This window comes from Pseudomonas sp. PS01297 (genome assembly GCF_029959305.1).
Taxonomy (GTDB): domain Bacteria; phylum Pseudomonadota; class Gammaproteobacteria; order Pseudomonadales; family Pseudomonadaceae; genus Aquipseudomonas; species Aquipseudomonas helleri.
In genome coordinates, this window is the sequence record NZ_JASCPQ010000055.1 from 1 (window position 1) to 18,283 (window position 18,283).

General features: G+C 58.9%; 17 protein-coding genes and 1 pseudogene. 12 read left to right on the plus strand and 6 right to left on the minus strand.

Annotated features, from left to right (window positions below; genetic code table 11):
• Positions 1-93 precede the first annotated feature (93 nt).
• Together recO and pdxJ are read left to right on the plus strand one after the other, a co-directional pair.
• Positions 94-783 carry a DNA repair protein RecO gene (gene recO / locus QMX84_RS16535; RefSeq protein ID WP_282364292.1) on the plus strand — a complete coding sequence of 230 codons (690 nt, stop codon included), beginning with the start codon at positions 94-96 and terminating at the stop codon, positions 781-783.
• A gap of 50 nt (positions 784-833) precedes the next feature.
• Positions 834-1,577: a pyridoxine 5'-phosphate synthase gene (pdxJ, locus tag QMX84_RS16540; RefSeq protein WP_262124386.1), complete on the plus strand. Its 744-nt coding sequence runs from the start codon at positions 834-836 to the stop codon at positions 1,575-1,577.
• A gap of 113 nt (positions 1,578-1,690) precedes the next feature.
• On the opposite strand, the gene mltF is transcribed toward pdxJ, so the two are convergent.
• Positions 1,691-3,148 (minus strand): membrane-bound lytic murein transglycosylase MltF, encoded by a 1,458-nt coding sequence (mltF, locus tag QMX84_RS16545; protein WP_048368192.1) that lies wholly within the window; start codon positions 3,146-3,148, stop codon positions 1,691-1,693.
• Between the two features lie 285 nt (positions 3,149-3,433).
• Between mltF and purL the strand changes: the two genes are divergently transcribed.
• Both purL and QMX84_RS16555 read left to right on the plus strand, forming a co-directional pair.
• Positions 3,434-7,330: a phosphoribosylformylglycinamidine synthase gene (gene purL, locus QMX84_RS16550; RefSeq protein ID WP_048368191.1), complete on the plus strand. Its 3,897-nt coding sequence runs from the start codon at positions 3,434-3,436 to the stop codon at positions 7,328-7,330.
• 3 nt (positions 7,331-7,333) lie between these two features.
• Complete coding sequence (locus tag QMX84_RS16555; RefSeq protein ID WP_262124384.1) at positions 7,334-7,645, plus strand: YqfO family protein; 312 nt, start codon at positions 7,334-7,336, stop codon at positions 7,643-7,645.
• A gap of 74 nt (positions 7,646-7,719) precedes the next feature.
• Here QMX84_RS16555 and QMX84_RS16560 read toward each other — a convergent pair whose 3' ends face one another.
• Complete coding sequence (locus QMX84_RS16560; protein ID WP_123749685.1) at positions 7,720-8,286, minus strand: L,D-transpeptidase family protein; 567 nt, start codon at positions 8,284-8,286, stop codon at positions 7,720-7,722.
• 35 nt (positions 8,287-8,321) lie between these two features.
• Positions 8,322-8,879: an NUDIX hydrolase gene (locus QMX84_RS16565; protein WP_262124382.1), complete on the minus strand. Its 558-nt coding sequence runs from the start codon at positions 8,877-8,879 to the stop codon at positions 8,322-8,324.
• 145 nt (positions 8,880-9,024) lie between these two features.
• Between QMX84_RS16565 and QMX84_RS16570 the strand changes: the two genes are divergently transcribed.
• The 5 genes from QMX84_RS16570 (at position 9,025) to purT (ending at position 12,296) form a co-directional block, all read left to right on the plus strand.
• Positions 9,025-9,627, plus strand: a complete 603-nt coding sequence (locus QMX84_RS16570) for a CoA pyrophosphatase (protein WP_048368187.1) — start codon at positions 9,025-9,027, stop codon at positions 9,625-9,627.
• A gap of 41 nt (positions 9,628-9,668) precedes the next feature.
• Entirely contained in the window at positions 9,669-10,196 is a 528-nt protein-coding gene (locus QMX84_RS16575) for a gamma carbonic anhydrase family protein (RefSeq protein WP_123749686.1), read from the plus strand.
• Positions 10,189-10,395: a DUF1289 domain-containing protein gene (locus QMX84_RS16580; RefSeq protein WP_282364293.1), complete on the plus strand. Its 207-nt coding sequence runs from the start codon at positions 10,189-10,191 to the stop codon at positions 10,393-10,395. Before QMX84_RS16575 ends, QMX84_RS16580 begins: the two co-directional genes overlap by 8 nt.
• A gap of 157 nt (positions 10,396-10,552) precedes the next feature.
• Positions 10,553-11,023 carry a VUT family protein gene (locus QMX84_RS16585; protein WP_048368183.1) on the plus strand — a complete coding sequence of 157 codons (471 nt, stop codon included), beginning with the start codon at positions 10,553-10,555 and terminating at the stop codon, positions 11,021-11,023.
• A 91-nt stretch (positions 11,024-11,114) separates the two neighbouring features.
• On the plus strand, positions 11,115-12,296 hold the full coding sequence (gene purT / locus QMX84_RS16590; RefSeq protein WP_282364294.1) for a formate-dependent phosphoribosylglycinamide formyltransferase: 1,182 nt from the start codon (positions 11,115-11,117) through the stop codon (positions 12,294-12,296).
• Between the two features lie 78 nt (positions 12,297-12,374).
• On the opposite strand, the gene QMX84_RS16595 is transcribed toward purT, so the two are convergent.
• The 3 genes and pseudogenes from QMX84_RS16595 to ccsA all read right to left on the minus strand — a co-directional run bounded on the left by QMX84_RS16595 (position 12,375) and on the right by ccsA (position 15,647).
• Positions 12,375-13,691, minus strand: coding sequence for an MFS transporter (locus QMX84_RS16595; protein WP_048368467.1), 1,317 nt, complete (start codon positions 13,689-13,691; stop codon positions 12,375-12,377).
• Positions 13,692-13,944: 253 nt separating this feature from the next.
• Positions 13,945-14,634: pseudogene (locus tag QMX84_RS16600) on the minus strand (transporter associated domain-containing protein); the annotation flags it as partial.
• A 200-nt stretch (positions 14,635-14,834) separates the two neighbouring features.
• The gene (ccsA, locus tag QMX84_RS16605; RefSeq protein WP_048368180.1) at positions 14,835-15,647 is read right to left on the minus strand and encodes a cytochrome c biogenesis protein CcsA; all 813 of its coding nucleotides are present in this window, start codon (positions 15,645-15,647) and stop codon (positions 14,835-14,837) included.
• Positions 15,648-15,854: 207 nt separating this feature from the next.
• Between ccsA and ffh the strand changes: the two genes are divergently transcribed.
• The 3 genes from ffh (at position 15,855) to rimM (ending at position 18,283) form a co-directional block, all read left to right on the plus strand.
• Positions 15,855-17,231 carry a signal recognition particle protein gene (gene ffh / locus QMX84_RS16610; RefSeq protein WP_048368178.1) on the plus strand — a complete coding sequence of 459 codons (1,377 nt, stop codon included), beginning with the start codon at positions 15,855-15,857 and terminating at the stop codon, positions 17,229-17,231.
• Positions 17,232-17,480: 249 nt separating this feature from the next.
• Entirely contained in the window at positions 17,481-17,738 is a 258-nt protein-coding gene (rpsP, locus tag QMX84_RS16615) for a 30S ribosomal protein S16 (protein ID WP_262124375.1), read from the plus strand.
• 5 nt (positions 17,739-17,743) lie between these two features.
• Positions 17,744-18,283: a ribosome maturation factor RimM gene (gene rimM, locus QMX84_RS16620; RefSeq protein WP_153391216.1), complete on the plus strand. Its 540-nt coding sequence runs from the start codon at positions 17,744-17,746 to the stop codon at positions 18,281-18,283.

The window sequence follows — 18,283 nt, forward strand, 5'->3', positions numbered from 1 at the left end:
CGATAGCATCAACCGGTCTGCCTGCCTTGCCGAGTTGATGCTATCGCGAGCAAGCCCGCTCCCACATTAGACTTCTGATAAAGCTGATCGCCCATGTCCGGCAAATCCATCGTCCCTCAACTCGCTTACGTCTTGCACAGTCGCCCTTACCGTGAAACCAGCGCGCTGGTGGACTTCATCACGCCGCAAGGTCGTCTGCGTGCCGTGCTGCGTAATGCGCGGGGCAAGGCGGGCACCTTGGCCCGGCCGTTTGTACCGCTGGAAATCGAGTTCCATGGTCGCGGCGAGCTGAAAAATGTCGGGCGCATGGAAAGCGCAGGCGTTTCGACCTGGCTCAATGGTGAAGCCCTGTTCAGCGGGCTCTATCTCAATGAACTGCTGGTGCGCCTGCTCCCCGCCGAAGACCCGCACCCTGCGGTGTTCGATCACTACGCTGCTACCTTGCTGGCCTTGGCCGAAGGGCGGCCGTTGGAACCCTTGCTGCGGGCGTTCGAATGGCGGCTGCTGGACGACCTGGGTTACAGCTTTTCGCTGACCGAAGACATCCACGGCGGTGCAATCGAGGCCGATGGCCTGTATCGCCTGCAAGTGGATGCCGGGCTTGAGCGTGTCTGGTTGCTGCAGCCGGGGTTGTTCAACGGTGTTGAGCTGCTGGCCATGGCGCAAGCCGACTGGACTGCAACGGGCGCCTTGTCTGCTGCCAAGCGACTGATGCGTCAGGCATTGGCCGTTCATTTGGCCGGTAAGCCCCTGGCCAGTCGTGAGTTGTTTCGCAAGCCCTGAATAGACCGGTATGCTGTGCGCCGAATCTTCAACTCTTCAGGAGAGCCCTCGTGACCACAAGCAATCGCATTCTTCTTGGCGTGAACATCGACCACGTAGCTACGCTGCGTCAGGCGCGAGGCACGCGTTACCCGGACCCGGTAAAAGCGGCTCTGGACGCGGAAGAGGCGGGGGCCGACGGCATCACCGTGCATCTGCGCGAAGACCGTCGCCACATTCAAGAGCGCGATGTCCTGCTGCTCAAGGATGTGCTGCAAACGCGCATGAACTTCGAAATGGGCGTGACTGAAGAGATGATGGCGTTTGCCGAGCGCATTCGCCCGGCGCATATCTGCCTCGTCCCTGAAACCCGTCAAGAACTGACCACCGAAGGCGGTCTGGATGTTGCCGGGCAAGAAGCGCGGATCAAGGCTGCTGTTGAGCGTCTGAGCAAAATTGGCAGCGAGGTTTCGCTGTTTATTGACGCGGACGAGCGCCAGATCGAAGCGTCGCGCCGTGTGGGCGCTCCCGCCATCGAACTGCATACCGGTCGTTATGCCGATGCCCAGAGCCCGACTGACGTGGCAGAAGAACTGCAACGCGTGGCTGATGGCGTGGCCTTTGGCCTGGGGCAGGGGCTGATTGTGAACGCCGGGCATGGCCTGCACTACCACAACGTCGAAGCCGTGGCGGCGATCAAGGGCATCAACGAACTGAACATTGGCCATGCATTGGTTGCCCATGCACTGTTCGTGGGCTTCAAATCGGCCGTTTCCGAGATGAAAGCTTTGATTCTGGCGGCCTCAAAAGCCTAAGACATATTCAAAACCTGTAGGAGCGAGCTTGCCTCGCGATCTTTTCAAAGGTCAAAAGATCGCGAGGCAAGCTCGCTCCTACAGTGTGATCTGCCCCTAAGCGATAGCGTGCGTTACAGCTGCGGTTCTTCTTTGGGCTTGGTCTTGTCGATGCCGGGGATGTGCAGTTTGCCGTCGGCCACTTGGTCGCCTTCAAGCTGCGGCTGTGTGGCCCAGGTGAGGATGTCGTAGTAACGACGGATGTTGGCCACGAAGTGCACAGGCTCGCCGCCACGGGCGTAGCCATATTTGGTTTTGCTGTACCACTGCTTCTGCGCAAGGCGAGGCAGGATTTTCTTCACGTCCAGCCACTTGTTCGGGTTCAGGCCTTCTTTGGCCGCCAGTTTGCGTGCGTCATCCAGATGCCCCGTGCCCACGTTGTAGGCCGCCAGTGCAAACCAGGTACGGTCTGGCTCGGCGATATCACTGTCCAGTTGGTCCTTGATATAAGCCAGGTACTTGGCGCCCCCCATAATGCTTTGCTTGGGGTCCAGCCGGTTAGATACGCCCATGGCCTGCGCAGTGTTCTGGGTCAGCATCATCAGCCCGCGAACCCCGGTTTTAGAGGTTACGGCGGCTTGCCACAAGGATTCCTGATAGCCCATGGCTGCCAGCAGACGCCAGTCAATCTGTTCTTTTTTCGCGGCATCCTTGAAGAACACTTCGTATTTGGGCAAGCGTTGTTGCAAGTGTTGGGCAAAGGTGTAGGCGCCCACATAGCCCAATACATCAACGTGGCCGTAGTAGCGGTCTTTAAGGCGCTGCAGGGTGCCGTTTTTCTCGACCTTGTCCAGGTAGGTGTTGATCTCGTTAAGCAGGCTGTTGTCTTCGCCTGCGACCACGGCCCAGCGCTGGCTGCGGGCATCGCCCAAATCAAAGGCCACGCGTACGTTGGGGAAGTACACCTGGTTCATGGCCATTTCGTTGGAATCGACCAGGGTCAGGTCGATCTGCCCTTCATCGACCATGCGCAGCAAGTCGACGACTTCAACGGCGTCGGACTCGTCATATTCGATACCGGGATATTGCTTTTTAAGTTCGGCGAGCTGTTCGGCGTGGGAACTGCCCTTGAGTACGGTAATGCGCTTGCCGACCAGATCGGCCGCCGTGGTAGGGCGTGATTGCCCGTTGCGGTAAATGATCTGCGGCGTGACTTCGAGGTACGGGTGAGAAAACTTGGCTTGTGCGAGGCGGTTATCGCTGCTGACCAGACCGGCAGCAGCTAAAACCGGGCCGTCAGGTTGGCCCAGTTTGTTGAAAAGGTCGTCGAGGTTGTCAGCCGTTTCGATTTCCAGCTTGACGCCCAGGTCGTCGGCAAAGCGCTTGACCAACTCGTATTCAAAGCCGGTTTCGCCGTTGCGATCTTCAAAATAGGTGGCCGGGCTGTTACGGGTGATCACCCGCAGTACCCCATCCTCCTTTACGCGCTCAAGGGTGCTGGGTTTTTCAACGCAGGCACCGAGCATCAGGAAGAGTCCGGTTACGAGCAGCCACTTGGCCCCACGCTGGCGGAATGCAGTTAGAGAAAACATGCGCGCAGTATACGCAAAGCAGCACGGGTGCCATATCTCGACAATCTGTGGGCATTCTGATAACAGCCGCCCAAAACGCTGTAACCCCTGTGGAATGGGGGTTGGAACGGGGTCTAAAGATCATTACCGACCATCTGTTTACACGCTGATAGCCATAAAGAATAAGGATTTGGTCGATTAACGACGTTTGGCGTACGTCTAGTGTGCCGTTTCGGGTGCCGTGACCGAAGGTTTAGGCTAGAATGCCGGGCCTCAAAGCACACCCCTCCCGAGGCTGTCCCGAAGATGTTGATCCTGCGCGGCGCTCCTGCCCTTTCTGCCTTTCGCCACAGCAAACTCCTTGCACAACTGAGCCTCAAGGTTCCGGCTGTCAGTGGTTTGTATGCTGAGTTCGCCCACTTTGCCGATGTCACCGGTGATCTGACCAGCGATGAACAGCAGGTACTGGCTCGTCTCCTGAAGTACGGCCCAAGCGTGCCGGTCCAAGAGCCAAATGGCCGACTGTTTTTGGTGTTGCCGCGGTTTGGCACCATTTCTCCTTGGTCGAGCAAGGCCAGCGATATTGCCCGTAACTGTGGCCTGGCGAAAATCCAGCGCCTGGAACGCGGCATTGCTTTTTATGTGGCTGGCCAGTTCAGCGACGCCGATGCCGAACTGATTGCATCGGTTCTGCATGACCGCATGACCCAAATCGTACTGGGCGACCTGGAGCAGGCTGCCGGTCTGTTCAGCCATGCCGAGCCAAAGCCGCTGACCGCCATTGATGTGCTGGGTGGCGGTCGCGCCGCGCTGGAAAAAGCCAACGTCGAGTTGGGCCTGGCGCTGGCTGAAGACGAAATCGACTACCTGGTCAATGCGTTCAATGGTCTGGGCCGAAACCCGCACGACATCGAACTGATGATGTTTGCCCAGGCGAACTCCGAGCATTGCCGCCACAAGATCTTCAACGCCAGTTGGGACATCGACGGCCAAAGCCAGGAAAAAAGCCTGTTTGGCATGATCAAAAACACCTACGTGATGCACAGCGAAGGCGTTCTGTCGGCTTATAAAGACAACGCATCGGTGATCGTCGGTAGCGTTGGCGGGCGTTTCTTCCCGAACCCTGAAACCCGCCAGTACGGCGCGGTGCAGGAGCCTGTGCACATTCTGATGAAGGTTGAAACGCACAACCACCCAACCGCCATTGCCCCGTTCCCGGGTGCCGCGACCGGTTCCGGTGGCGAAATTCGTGACGAAGGTGCAACCGGCCGTGGCGCCAAGCCAAAGGCAGGCCTGACCGGCTTTACCGTGTCCAACCTGCAAATCCCGGGCTTTACCCAGCCGTGGGAAGTGCCGTACGGCAAGCCAGAGCGCATCGTGACGGCGCTGGACATCATGATTGAAGGCCCGCTGGGTGGCGCGGCGTTCAACAACGAGTTCGGCCGTCCGGCCCTGACCGGTTACTTCCGTACCTTCGAGCAGTCCATCACCACCCCGCACGGTGATGAAGTGCGCGGTTACCACAAGCCCATCATGTTGGCGGGCGGCATGGGCAACATCCGCGCCGAACACGTACAAAAAGCCGAAATCACCGTTGGCGCCAAGCTGATCGTGCTGGGTGGCCCGGCCATGTTGATCGGCCTGGGCGGCGGTGCTGCCTCGTCCATGGCTACTGGCGCAAGCTCGGCCGACCTGGACTTCGCTTCGGTACAGCGCGAAAACCCGGAAATGGAACGCCGCTGCCAGGAAGTGATCGACCGTTGCTGGCAACTGGGTGACAAAAACCCGATCAGCTTCATCCACGACGTGGGTGCGGGCGGTCTGTCCAACGCCTTCCCTGAGCTGGTCAACGACGGCGACCGTGGTGGCCGTTTCGAACTGCGCAACATTCCAAACGACGAGCCGGGCATGGCCCCGCACGAAATCTGGAGTAACGAATCCCAAGAACGTTACGTTCTGGCAGTCAGCGCTGAAGACTTCGAGCGCTTCCAGGCCATCTGCGAACGTGAGCGTTGCCCGTTTGCCGTGGTGGGCGAGGCAACTGCCGAGCCACAACTGACCGTCACCGACAGCCATTTCGGCAACAGCCCGGTAGACATGCCACTGGAAGTGTTGCTGGGCAAGGCGCCACGCATGCACCGTTCGGTAGTACGTGAAGCCGAGCTGGGCGATGACTTCGATCCGGCAGCGCTGAACGTGGGCGAGTGCATCGAGCGCGTTCTGCACCACCCGGCAGTCGCCAGCAAGAGCTTCCTGATCACCATCGGCGACCGTACCATCACCGGCCTGGTTGCCCGTGATCAAATGGTCGGCCCGTGGCAGGTGCCGGTAGCAGACGTTGCCGTCACCGCGACCAGCTTTGACGTGTACACCGGCGAAGCCATGGCCATGGGCGAGCGTACGCCGCTGGCACTGCTTGATGCTCCGGCGTCGGGCCGCATGGCCATCGGTGAAACCCTGACCAACATCGCGGCCTCGCGAATTGGCAAAATCTCTGACATCAAACTGTCTGCTAACTGGATGTCGGCGGCTGGCCACCCAGGTGAAGACGCGCGTTTGTACGACACCGTAAAAGCGGTCGGCATGGAACTGTGCCCTGAGCTGGGCATCACCATTCCGGTGGGCAAAGACTCGATGTCGATGCAAACCCGCTGGAACGATGAAGGCACCGACAAGAGCGTGACCTCGCCGCTGTCGCTGATCGTCACCGGTTTCGCCCCGGTTCTCGATGTTCGCCGTACCCTGACCCCAGAACTGCGCATGGACAAAGGCCTGACCGATCTGATCCTGATCGATCTGGGCCGTGGCCAAAACCGTATGGGCGCTTCGATCCTGGCCCAGACCTACGGCAAGCTTGGTAAACAAGCCCCGGACGTTGACGACGCAGAAGACCTCAAGGCCTTCTTCGCCGTGATTCAAGGCTTGAACGCTGATGGTCATCTGCTGGCTTACCACGACCGTTCCGATGGCGGTTTGCTGACTACCGTGATGGAAATGGCCTTTGCCGGTCACTGCGGTCTGAACCTGATCCTCGATTGCCTGGCCGACAGCGTTGGTCAATTGCCGGCCGTGCTGTTCAACGAAGAGCTGGGTGCCGTGATCCAGGTTCGCCAGGACGCTACCGCTGACGTGCTCGCACAGTTCAGCGCGGCGGGTCTGGGTGAATGCGTGGACGTGATTGGTCAGCCGCTGAACAACAGCGAAGTCACCATCAGCTTCCACGGTGACAAAGTGTTTGTTGGCCAGCGCGGCGAGTTGCAGCGCCAGTGGGCTGAAACCAGCTTCCAGATCCAGCGTATGCGTGACAACGCAGACTGCGCACAGCAAGAATTCGACGTGCTGCTGGAAGAAGACAACCCGGGCCTGACCGCTCAGTTGAGCTTTGACGTCAACGCCAACATCAGCGCGCCGTACATCAAAAAAGGCATTCGCCCACAAGTTGCCGTTCTGCGTGAGCAGGGCGTTAACGGTCAGGTTGAAATGGCAGCGGCGTTTGACCGTGCCGGTTTCAACGCGATCGACGTGCACATGAGCGACATTCTGGCCGGCCGTGTCGACCTGAACGAGTTCAAGGGTCTGGTAGCGTGCGGTGGTTTCTCTTACGGCGACGTACTGGGTGCCGGTGAAGGCTGGGCCAAGTCGGCCTTGTTCAACGCCCGCGCACGTGATGCTTTCCAGGGCTTCTTCGAGCGTACCGACAGCTTCAGCCTGGGTGTGTGCAACGGTTGCCAGATGATGTCCAACCTCAGCGAACTGATTCCGGGCAGCGAGTTGTGGCCGCACTTTGTGCGTAACCGCTCCGAGCAATTCGAAGCCCGTGTTGCCATGGTTCAAGTGCAAGAGTCGAACTCGATCTTCCTGCAGGGCATGGCCGGTTCGCGCATGCCAATCGCCATCGCTCACGGTGAAGGCCACGCAGAGTTCGCCAGCCCTGAAGCGCTGTTGCAAGCCGATCTGTCGGGCACCGTTGCCCTGCGTTTCGTCGACAACCACGGCAAGGTCACTGAAAACTACCCGGCCAACCCGAACGGCTCGCCGCGTGGCATTACCGGTCTCACCAGCCGTGATGGCCGTGTGACGATCATGATGCCGCACCCTGAGCGTGTGTTCCGCGCCGTGCAGAACTCGTGGCGTCCTGAAGAGTGGAACGAAGATGCGCCATGGTTGCGCATGTTCCGTAACGCTCGCGTCTGGGTCGATTAAGGTATGTACAAGCTCAGCTTTTTCGTTCCGCCAAGCCATGTTGACGTGGTCAAGGATGCAGTGTTCGCCGCCGGTGGCGGTCGCATCGGCAGCTATGACCACTGCGCCTGGCAGACCATGGGGCAGGGCCAGTTTCGTGCGCTGGACGGCAGTCAGCCGTTTATCGGGCAAACCGGTCAGGTCGAGTATGTCGGCGAATGGAAAGTTGAGCTGGTCGTGGCAGATGAGTTGATTGAGGCCGTGGTGGCTGCGCTCAAGCACAGCCACCCGTATGAAACACCTGCATACGAGGTGTGGCGCCTGGCTGATATCTAACCCGGCGCTGCATAAAAAAGCCCGCTGGCCCTTATGGGGGCAGCGGGCTTTTTAGTGGGCGGCGTTTTTGCAGGTTAAGGGCGTATCTCAACCATCGTGCCGTCTTTGACCATGTTCCAGACTTCGCGCATTTCGTAGTTCTTCATGGCGATGCAGCCATCGGTCCAGTCCAGCGTGTGAAACAGCTCTTCGGGGTTGTCTTCCGAGTCTGGCGTGCCGTGAATCATGATCATCGACCCCGGATTCACCCCTTCACGCCGAGCCTTGGCGGCATCGGTGATGTTGGGGTAGTTGATGTGCATGGCCAGGTTGAACTTGTCGCTGCGCTTGCGCCAATCCACCCAGTACAGCCCTTCGGGGGTGCGTTTGTCGCCTTCCTGTAATTTTGGCCCTTTAGGCTGTTTGCCCAATGAGATGCGATAGCTTCTGATCACTTTTCCATCGCTGATCAGCTCGAGCCTGCGCGCAGACTTGATCACCAGGATCTTGTCGACCGTTTTGCTGGCACTGGTCCGTTGTGACGCTTGGGGTGGTTTAAGCACCTGTTCTTTGTCGACGGGCTTACCGTTGATAGTCATGACTACAGCGGCTTGGCAAGTAACGGCAAACGACAGGCAAAGTGCAGCAAGCAACCAGCGCATTAGGGAGGTATTCCTGAGGTACAAGGCGAGCATCATTATTGTGGGGGTGTTATCGACTCTGGCAGCGGTGGCACCGCCTCGCTGCGCACAGGGTAAGCCTGTGTCGGGCGATCAGAAAAAAAGCATTCTAGGGTACGGCTCACCGTGCGAAAAGCTAACTCGGACCAAGGGATATCGGCCTCATCAAACAACCGCACTTCGAGGCTTTCTTCACCAGCGGCAAAGTCGGGGCTTTGCAATTGGGCGCGGTAGAAAATATGCACCTGATTAATGTGGGGTACATCAATCAGCGTGTAGATCGCCAACTGCTGAACCTGGGCGCACGCTTCTTCGAGGGTTTCGCGGCGGGCGGCCTGTTCGACTGTTTCGCCGTTTTCCATAAAGCCTGCGGGCAGTGTCCAGAAGCCTTTGCGCGGTTCGATGGCGCGACGGCACAGCAGCACTTGCGTGCCCCAGGTGGGCAGGCAGCCGGCGACAATATTCGGGTTCTGGTAATGAATCGTGTGGCAGTGGTCGCAGACATAACGCAGGCGCGAATCGCCCTGCGGGATATGTTGGCTGACAGAGTTGCCGCACTGACTGCAAAATTTCATGCTGTGCTCTCGCGCTGTGGCGCCTATCTTGGGGCTGAGACGAATTTACGGCAAGCCCCACTTTGTGCCCTGCGACAGTCTGGGGCTTGGGTGCCTTGGGCAATTTGGTGCATGATGCCCGATAAGTGACGGATCGAGATGACCTATGCTGGATGAGCTACTTAGCCGTATGAGTCGCTACACCCCACGGACGCTGGAAACAGACCGCAGCTTTCCGGAGGCCGCGGTACTGTTGCCGGTGACGCGCAGTGACAAGCCTGAACTGATTTTGACCCTGCGTGCCAGCGGGTTGTCGACTCACGGCGGTGAAGTGGCTTTTCCGGGCGGGCGCCGCGACCCCGAAGACCCGGACCTGGTGTTTACTGCCCTGCGTGAAGCTGAAGAAGAAATCGGTTTGCCGCCGGGGCTGGTCGAGGTCGTCGGGCCTCTCAGCCCTTTGGTCTCATTGCACGGTATCCGTGTCACGCCTTATGTGGGGCTGGTCCCGGACTACGTCGAGTATCTGGCCAACGATGCCGAGATTGCGGCGGTGTTCAGCGTGCCGCTGGATTTTTTCCGCCAGGACCCGCGCGAGCACACCCACCGTATCGATTACCAGGGGCGCAGCTGGTATGTGCCCAGTTACCGTTTTGGTGTTTACAAGATCTGGGGCCTGTCGGCGATCATGATCGTTGAGTTGATGAACCTGCTGTACGACGACGTCAACATCAGCCTGCACACCCCGCCTGAACGTTTTATCAATGTATAGAGCTGTCTGCAGACAGCCACGCCTGCCTTGAGGACATCAGTATGAAATATCGCTTGGGCGATTCCCGTGTCGACACACATCCCGACAGTTGGGCGGCCCCCAATGCCACCCTGATCGGCAAGGTCCGTCTGGAGGAGGGCGCCAGTGTCTGGTTTAACGCTGTGTTGCGCGGCGATAACGAACTGATCCTGATCGGCAAGCACAGTAACGTGCAGGACGGCGCGGTGATGCACACCGACATGGGCTACCCGCTGACCTTGGGCACGGGCGTGACCATCGGCCATAACGCCATGTTGCATGGCTGCACCGTGGGCGATTACAGCCTGATCGGCATTAATGCGGTCATCCTCAACGGCGCTAAAATCGGCAAACACTGCATCATCGGCGCCAACTCGCTGATCGGCGAAGGCAAGGAGATCCCGGATGGTTCGCTGGTCATGGGCTCGCCGGGCAAAGTGGTGCGTGAGCTGACCGAAGAACAGAAAAAAATGCTCGAAGCCAGCGCGGCCAGCTATGTGAAAAACGGCCAGCGCTATGCCCGCGACCTGGCGGTGCAAGACGATGAGTGATGCCGATCGCCCAGTCGCTTCGCCGTGCGTGAGCATTTGCGCACTGGACGACGATGACATCTGCACCGGCTGCCAGCGCACCGTGGCCGAAATCACCCGTTGGAGCCGCATGACCAACCCCGAGCGCCGCGAAGTGCTGGCCTTGTGTCATGAACGGGCCAAATCCAGCGGCGTGATGTGGGTGTTGGGCGGTCAGTAATTGCTTTGTAGCCGCTGCCGCAGGCTGCGATAAGGCCCGAAGGGGCTTCAAAATCCTGGGGCTGCTGCGCAACCCATCGCAGCCTGCGGCAGCGGCTACAAAAAAGGGCATGACTCAAGTACCCTGTGCGCCTTAATTTGAGGTGCCACCCGCAACCATGCTGTTTCTAATCGCTTACATCGCCAGCGTTGTGCTGATCAACTACGCGTTCTCCTCGGCGCCGCACCTGGACATCATCTGGTCAGCCTGGGGTGGCTTGGTCTTTGTGCTGCGCGACATGGTGCAAACCCGTTTCGGTCATGGCGCGTTGATAGCCATGCTGGTCGCGCTGGTGTTGTCCTATATCACCTCCGATCCCTCGATTGCCCTGGCCAGTGCCACCGCCTTTGCGGTGTCCGAATGCATTGATTGGCTGGTGTTCAGTATCACCAAGCGGCCGTTGCATGACCGTCTGTGGATCAGCTCGGCGCTGAGCATCCCGATTGATACCTTTATCTTCTTCGGCATGATCGATGCCTTTACCCCCGGCGTGATCATCACCGCGATGGCTTCAAAATTTGCCGGTGTGACCTGTGTCTGGCTGGCCATGGCCTGGCGGTTGCGCAAAGCCAACCAAGCTAAAGCCTGACACGCTGGATCATGTAAAATGCTGGCCTTTCTTCCCGGCAGGCGCGAGCGTTGCACGCGCCTTCGATGATTTGCTTCCTTGAGGACCTGAAATGACCCGTATCGGAACTCCACTGTCGCCGACCGCGACCCGCGTATTGCTGTGTGGCTGCGGCGAGCTGGGTAAAGAAGTCGTCATCGAATTGCAGCGCCTGGGCGTTGAAGTGATCGCCGTTGATCGCTATGCCAATGCCCCGGCCATGCAGGTTGCGCACCGCAGCCACGTGATCAACATGCTCGACGGCGCTGCGCTGCGTGCCGTCATCGAGCTGGAAAAGCCGCACTTCATCGTTCCGGAAATCGAAGCCATCGCCACTGCGACGCTGGTTGAGCTGGAAACCGAAGGCTTTACCGTGATCCCGACCGCGCGTGCCACGTCGCTGACCATGAACCGCGAAGGCATCCGCCGCCTGGCCGCTGAAGAGCTGGACTTGCCAACCTCGCCGTATCACTTCGCTGACACCTTCGAGGACTACAGCAAAGCGGTCGAGGACCTGGGCTTCCCATGCGTGGTTAAGCCGGTGATGAGCTCGTCCGGCAAAGGCCAGAGCCTGCTGCGCAGCGCTGACGACGTGCAAAAGGCTTGGGACTACGCCCAAGAAGGCGGTCGTGCGGGCAAAGGCCGGGTCATCATCGAAGGCTTTATCGACTTCGATTACGAAATCACCTTGCTCACCGTGCGCCACGTAGGCGGCACAACTTTCTGTGCGCCGGTCGGCCATCGTCAAGAGAAGGGCGATTATCAGGAATCCTGGCAGCCACAGGCCATGAGCCCGATCGCTCTGGCTGAGTCCGAGCGCGTTGCCAAAGCGGTGACTGAAGCGCTGGGCGGTCGTGGCCTGTTTGGCGTTGAGCTGTTTATCAAAGGCGATCAGGTGTGGTTCAGCGAAGTGTCGCCGCGCCCCCATGACACCGGTCTGGTGACCCTGATCTCGCAAGACTTGTCACAGTTTGCACTGCACGCCCGCGCCATTCTGGGCTTGCCGATCCCGTTGATCCGTCAGTTCGGCCCATCGGCTTCGGCCGTGATTCTGGTAGAAGGTCAGTCGACCCAGACCGCATTCGCCAACCTCGGCGCCGCCCTGAGCGAGCCGGACACCGCGCTGCGCTTGTTTGGCAAGCCAGAAGTCAATGGTCAGCGCCGCATGGGCGTTGCCCTGGCCCGTGACGAGTCGATTGAAGCGGCCCGCGCCAAAGCCACCCGCGCCGCCCAAGCGGTTGTTGTAGAGCTGTAACCCGACCTGTAGGAGCGAGCTTGTCTCGCGATCTTTTGAGCTTTAAAAGATCGCGAGGCAAGCTCGCTCCTACAGTCGTTATGCGACCTTGTTCAGGTCCGCTTCTCTGGTTTCCTTCAGGCACAGCACAGCGATCAAGCTGAGCACCGCTGCGCCCGAGACATACCCGCCCACCCAGCTCAAACCGCCCATCGCCACCAGCTTCTGGGCGAAGAACGGTGCGGCCGATGCGCCGACAATCCCGCCCAGGTTATAGGCTGCCGACGCGCCGGTGTAACGCACGCGGGTCGGGAACAGTTCAGGCAGCAGGGCGCCCATGGGGGCGAAGGTCACGCCCATCAAAAACAGCTCAATGCACAAGAACAGCGCCACGCCCCACGTGGTGCCGTGGGTGAGCAGCGGTTCCATCAAAAAGCCGGACAGAATCGCCAGCACGCCACCGACCACCAGCACCGGCTTGCGCCCGTAACGATCGCTGGCCCAGGCCGACAGCGGTGTTGCCGCGGCCATAAACAGCACGGCAAAGCACAGCAGGCCCAGGAAGGTTTCGCGGGTGTAGCCCAGGGTTGCTACGCCATAACTCAGCGAAAACACCGTGGAGATGTAAAACAGCGCATAACACACCACCATCGAGGCGGCGCCCAGCAGCATCGGTGCCCAATATTGCGCAAAGAGCTCGACGATCGGCATTTTTACCCGTTCGTGTTGCGCCACGGCTTTGGCGAACACCGGGGTTTCTTCCAGCTTCAGGCGCACATACAGGCCGACCATCACCAGCGCGGCGCTCAACAGGAACGGAATGCGCCAGCCCCACGAGCGGAACTGTTCGTCGCTGAGGGACATGGCCAGTATCAGGAACAGGCCGTTGGCAGCCAGAAAGCCAATCGACGGACCTAATTGCGGGAACATGCCGAACCAGGCGCGCTTGCCTTTTGGCGCGTTTTCGGTGGCCAGCAAGGCCGCGCCGCCCCATTCCCCGCCTAACCCCAGGCCTTGCCCGAAGCGCAGTACGCACAGCAGGATCGGGGCCCAGGCGCCAATGGTGGCGTAGCCCGGCAACACGCCGATCAAAGTGGTACACACGCCCATCAGCAGCAGGGACGCCACCAGCGTGGATTTACGCCCGACCCGGTCACCAAAGTGGCCAAACAGGAATGAACCCAGCGGGCGTGCGAGAAAGGCGATACCAAAGGTCAGAAACGCCGACAGCATTTGTGCGGTGCCGGATGTTTGCGGGAAAAATACCGGGCCAATGACCAATGCTGCCGCCGTGGCATAGACATAAAAGTCATAGAACTCGATGGCCGTGCCAATAAAGCTGGCCGTCGCGACGCGGGTCGCGGAATTGGCCGGTTTATCAGGCGAGGCTTCGCTGTAAGTGGTGCTGGAAGTCATGCGCATATCCCTGACAGTTATGAGCTCGTGGTCGCTATCCGCCCTGAAAGCTGGATATGCCGGAGCAATTGTTATGGTCGTTGAGCCCTGAGGCTGGGTGTAAACGCGGTTCGGGATGGGAACAAGCGCTGATTGTACGTGCAGCCACCCGCTGACAGCGCTGGGTGCGGGTAGCACGCGTGTCGGCGGGGCTTGGATAAGCGCATTGATTATAGGGAGGCCAAATCGAATGTAACAAGGCCTTACATGGTGATCAGGCCGCGAGCTTGACGCTGTCGTGCCAGATCAGCACACGGCTGACGCGGTTGTCTTCGGTGGCGAGGATTTCGAGGCGGTAGTGGCCGATCTTCAGGCACACGGTGCTTTCGGGGATGGTCTCCAGCGCTTCAGTGACCAGACCGTTGAGGGTTTTCGGGCCGTCGCTGGGCAGGTGCCAGCCCAGGCTTTTGTTCAATTCGCGCAGGCTGGCGGCGCCATCGACTACATAGCGGCCATCGGGGAGCGGCTCAATGTGCGGGTTATCGAGGTCTTGCTCGTTTTCGAATTCGCCGACGATCTCTTCGAGAATGTCTTCCAGGGTGACAATGCCGAGCACTTCACCGTATTCGTCGACCACCACGCCGATGCGGCGCTGCTGCTTATGAAAGTTGAGCAGTTGCAGTTGCAGCGGGGTGCTTTCGGGAACGAAGTACGGTTCGTGGCAGACCGCCAGCAAGGCTTCTTTGGTCAGGCTGGCATCGGGCAGCATGTGCTGGATGTGCCGGGTATTGAGGATGGCTTCGACCTGATTGATGTCGTTGTGAAACACCGGCAGGCGCGTGCGTTTGGTCAGGCGCAATTGCTCGATCAGGTCTTCGATCGGGTCATCGAGGTTCAGGCCTTCGACTTCGCTGCGCGGAATCAGGATGTCGTTGACGGTGATGTTGTCCAGCGCCTGAATGCCCGACAGCAGGCCGGGGCGGCTGTTGGAGGGCTCGGCGTCGCGGGTCGGGACTTCGCTGGGCGACTGCTGCGGCGCGTCGCGGTGCGCCTTGGCGCCGGTCTTGCGCGACGTTTTGCCAATAAAGAAGCCTAAGCCGAGAAACAGCAGGGCCAACACTGCAAGCACTGGACCGTGGGGCAAGCTATCCATATTCATCGCCGTCAGATATGCAGAATGTATTCACGGACCAGTTTGCTGCCAAAGTAGGCCAGCATTAACAGGCAGAAACCGGCAAGCGTCCAGCGGATGGCTTTGTGCCCGCGCCAGCCGAGGCGGTTACGCCCCCACAGCAACACGCTAAAGACAATCCAGGCCAGGCAAGCCAGCAGGGTCTTGTGCACCAGATGCTGGGCAAACAGGTTGCCCAGGAACACCCAGCCAGAAATCAGCGACAGTGACAGCAGCGACCAGCCTGCCCACAGGAAGCCAAACAGCAGGCTTTCCATGGTTTGCAGCGGCGGGAAGTTTTTGATCAGGCCTTTGGGGTGCTTGTGCTTGAGCTGGTAATTCTGCAAAGACAGCAGCAATGCCTGGAACACGGCAATCGTGAACATGCCGTACGCCAGAATCGACAGCAGGATGTGCAGCAGGATCCCCGGCTCTTCATCGACCACCTGAACAGTGCCGGCGGGGGCGAACTGCGACATCAGTACAGTGAATATCCCCAACGGATACAGCAGTAGCAGCAGGTTCTCGACCGGGATGCGGGCGCAGGCCACCAGTGTCACGATAATTACCGCCACGGCAATCAGGCTCGCGGCGCTGAAAAAGTCCAGCTCAAGGCCTGCCGGTGTCAGCAAATGGGTAAACAGGCTCGCGGCGTGGGCGATGACGGCAAGAATGCCGAGCGTTACCAACAGGCGTTTGTTGGCCTTGGCGCCTTGGCGCAGGCATTTGCCTTGATAAAAGGTCGCAGCGGCATATAAGCAGGCGGCGGCGAGGCTGGGTAGCAAGCTGGGTGACAAGGGGAGCATAAATCCTGTTAGGCAAGCCCGAAAGGGCTGAGTTTGGCATACAACCGGCCGTACACGAAAGACCACATACGCGACGCCAAGGTGTGCGCGGCGGCCAGTCTTCGCTATAATCCGCGACCTGCCCACGCCGCAGGCTCGCCGAGCATCAGTTTTACACGGGCTGGGCCGCAATTACCCCGGTCTACTTTGGGCCTGAAAGGATCGCGCATGTTTGAAAATTTAACCGATCGTCTCTCGCAGACGCTGCGCCATGTCACCGGCAAGGCCAAGCTGACCGAAGACAATATTAAAGACACCCTGCGTGAAGTGCGCATGGCGTTGCTGGAAGCCGACGTGGCTTTGCCGGTGGTCAAAGACTTCGTCAACTCGGTCAAAGAGCGCGCGGTCGGCACCGAAGTGTCGCGCAGCCTGACGCCGGGTCAGGCATTTGTAAAAATCGTCCAGGCCGAACTCGAAAGCCTGATGGGTGCTGCCAACGAGGACCTGCTCCTCAATGTTGCGCCGCCCGCCGTGGTTCTGATGGCCGGTTTGCAGGGTGCGGGTAAAACCACTACCGCCGGCAAGCTGGCGCGCTTCCTTAAAGAGCGCAAAAAGAAAACCGTGATGGTGGTATCGGCCGACGTCTACCGTCCGGCGGCCATTAAACAGCTGGAAACCCTGGCGGGCGAAGTGGGCGTTACGTTCTTCCCGTCCGATATCAGCCAGAAGCCAGTGGCCATCGCGCAAGCGGCTATTAATGAAGCCAAGCTCAAATTCATCGATGTCGTGATCGTCGACACCGCCGGTCGTCTGCACATCGACGCCGAGATGATGGCCGAGATTCAGGAGCTGCACGCGGCGGTCAAGCCGGTCGAAACCCTGTTCGTGGTCGACGCCATGACCGGCCAAGACGCGGCCAACACTGCCAAGGCCTTTGGTGATGCGCTGCCGCTGACCGGGGTGATCCTGACCAAGGTCGACGGTGATGCCCGAGGTGGTGCGGCGTTGTCTGTGCGCTCGATCACCGGCAAGCCGATCAAGTTCATCGGTATGGGCGAGAAGAGCGACGCGCTCGAGCCGTTCCACCCGGACCGTATTGCTTCGCGCATTCTGGGCATGGGCGACGTGCTCAGCCTGATCGAGCAAGCTGAACAGACGCTCGATAAAGACAAAGCCGACAAACTGGCTAAAAAGCTTAAAAAAGGTAAAGGCTTCGACCTCGAAGACTTCCGCGACCAACTGCAACAGATGAAGAACATGGGCGGCCTTGGCGGCCTCATGGACAAACTGCCGAACATGGGCGGTGTCAATCTGGCGCAAATGGGCAATGCCCAGGGCGCAGCTGAAAAGCAGTTCAAGCAAATGGAAGCCATCATCAACTCCATGACGCCGGCCGAGCGTCGTGACCCTGACCTGATCAGCGGTTCGCGCAAACGTCGTATTGCCATGGGTTCCGGCACTCAGGTGCAGGACATCGGCCGCTTGATCAAGCAGCACAAGCAGATGCAAAAGATGATGAAAAAATTCTCTGCCAAAGGCGGAATGGCCAAAATGATGCGCGGCATGGGCTCAATGTTGCCCGGCGGCGGCATGCCAAAAATGTAAATTACCCGCCCGCACGCGTGCGTGCGGGTAACTCGCAACCTTGCGAGACACCCGGCAAACCCGCGTTGTGCGGGAGCTGACCTGTCGCCATTCGTGGCGGCCTTATGGCAAATCTACATCGCAGGCCCATAGGCGCCTGAAAAAGACATTTGCAAAAGTCCGGATATTCCTTAGAATATGCGGCCTTTCGGGCACCTATGCCCGCTGTGCATTTAGATTTGCAGCACCGACTACAGGAACGATGTTCACATGCTAACAATCCGTCTTGCCCTTGGCGGCTCCAAAAAGCGCCCGTTTTACCACTTGACCGTTACCGACAGCCGTAACCCACGTGATGGTTCCCACAAGGAACAAATTGGCTTCTTCAACCCGGTTGCCCGTGGTCAGGAAGTTCGTTTCTCCGTTAAAGAAGACCGTCTCGCTTACTGGTTGGGCGTTGGTGCACAACTGTCTGAGCGTGTTGCTCAGTTGGTTAAAGAAAACGAAAAAGCTAAGGTTGCGGCCTGAGCAATATGAGCGTGACGCCAGAAACTGCTGATGATTTGATCGTTATCGGCAAGATTTTTTCGATTCATGGCGTACGCGGCGAAGTGAAGGTGTATTCCTTTACGGATCCAATTGACAACCTGCTCGATTACAAAAAAGTCACGCTTCGGCGTGGTGCTGATGTGCGGCAGGTAGAGCTGGTCAGTGGTCGTTCCCAGAACGGCAAGTTTCTGGTTGTGAAGATCAAGGGTCTCGATGACCGTGATGAAGCAGGTCTTCTTCGCGAATTCGAAATCTGCGTTCCACGCAGCCTGTTCCCTGAACTGACCGACGGCGAGTACTACTGGTACGAGCTTGAAGGCCTCAAGGTCATCGATACAGAAGGGCAATTGCTCGGCAAAATCGATCACCTGCTAGAGACTGGCTCTAACGATGTGATGTACGTCAAACCTTGCCCAGGTAGCCTGGATGACCGTGATCGCTTGTTGCCCTATACAGAGCAATGTGTGCTGAGCGTCGACCTGGTAGCCGGCGAGATGAAGGTGGATTGGGATGCGGACTTCTAA

Coding starts and splice junctions, on each gene's coding strand:
- recO (WP_282364292.1), top strand. CDS start 94: ATGTCCGGCAAATCCATCGTCCCTCAACTCGCTTACGTCTTGCACAGT.
- mltF (WP_048368192.1), bottom strand. CDS start 3,148: ATGTTTTCTCTAACTGCATTCCGCCAGCGTGGGGCCAAGTGGCTGCTC.
- purL (WP_048368191.1), top strand. CDS start 3,434: ATGTTGATCCTGCGCGGCGCTCCTGCCCTTTCTGCCTTTCGCCACAGC.
- QMX84_RS16555 (WP_262124384.1), top strand. CDS start 7,334: ATGTACAAGCTCAGCTTTTTCGTTCCGCCAAGCCATGTTGACGTGGTC.
- QMX84_RS16560 (WP_123749685.1), bottom strand. CDS start 8,286: ATGCGCTGGTTGCTTGCTGCACTTTGCCTGTCGTTTGCCGTTACTTGC.
- QMX84_RS16565 (WP_262124382.1), bottom strand. CDS start 8,879: ATGAAATTTTGCAGTCAGTGCGGCAACTCTGTCAGCCAACATATCCCG.
- QMX84_RS16570 (WP_048368187.1), top strand. CDS start 9,025: ATGCTGGATGAGCTACTTAGCCGTATGAGTCGCTACACCCCACGGACG.
- QMX84_RS16575 (WP_123749686.1), top strand. CDS start 9,669: ATGAAATATCGCTTGGGCGATTCCCGTGTCGACACACATCCCGACAGT.
- QMX84_RS16580 (WP_282364293.1), top strand. CDS start 10,189: ATGAGTGATGCCGATCGCCCAGTCGCTTCGCCGTGCGTGAGCATTTGC.
- QMX84_RS16585 (WP_048368183.1), top strand. CDS start 10,553: ATGCTGTTTCTAATCGCTTACATCGCCAGCGTTGTGCTGATCAACTAC.
- purT (WP_282364294.1), top strand. CDS start 11,115: ATGACCCGTATCGGAACTCCACTGTCGCCGACCGCGACCCGCGTATTG.
- QMX84_RS16595 (WP_048368467.1), bottom strand. CDS start 13,691: ATGACTTCCAGCACCACTTACAGCGAAGCCTCGCCTGATAAACCGGCC.
- ccsA (WP_048368180.1), bottom strand. CDS start 15,647: ATGCTCCCCTTGTCACCCAGCTTGCTACCCAGCCTCGCCGCCGCCTGC.
- ffh (WP_048368178.1), top strand. CDS start 15,855: ATGTTTGAAAATTTAACCGATCGTCTCTCGCAGACGCTGCGCCATGTC.
- rpsP (WP_262124375.1), top strand. CDS start 17,481: ATGCTAACAATCCGTCTTGCCCTTGGCGGCTCCAAAAAGCGCCCGTTT.
- rimM (WP_153391216.1), top strand. CDS start 17,744: ATGAGCGTGACGCCAGAAACTGCTGATGATTTGATCGTTATCGGCAAG.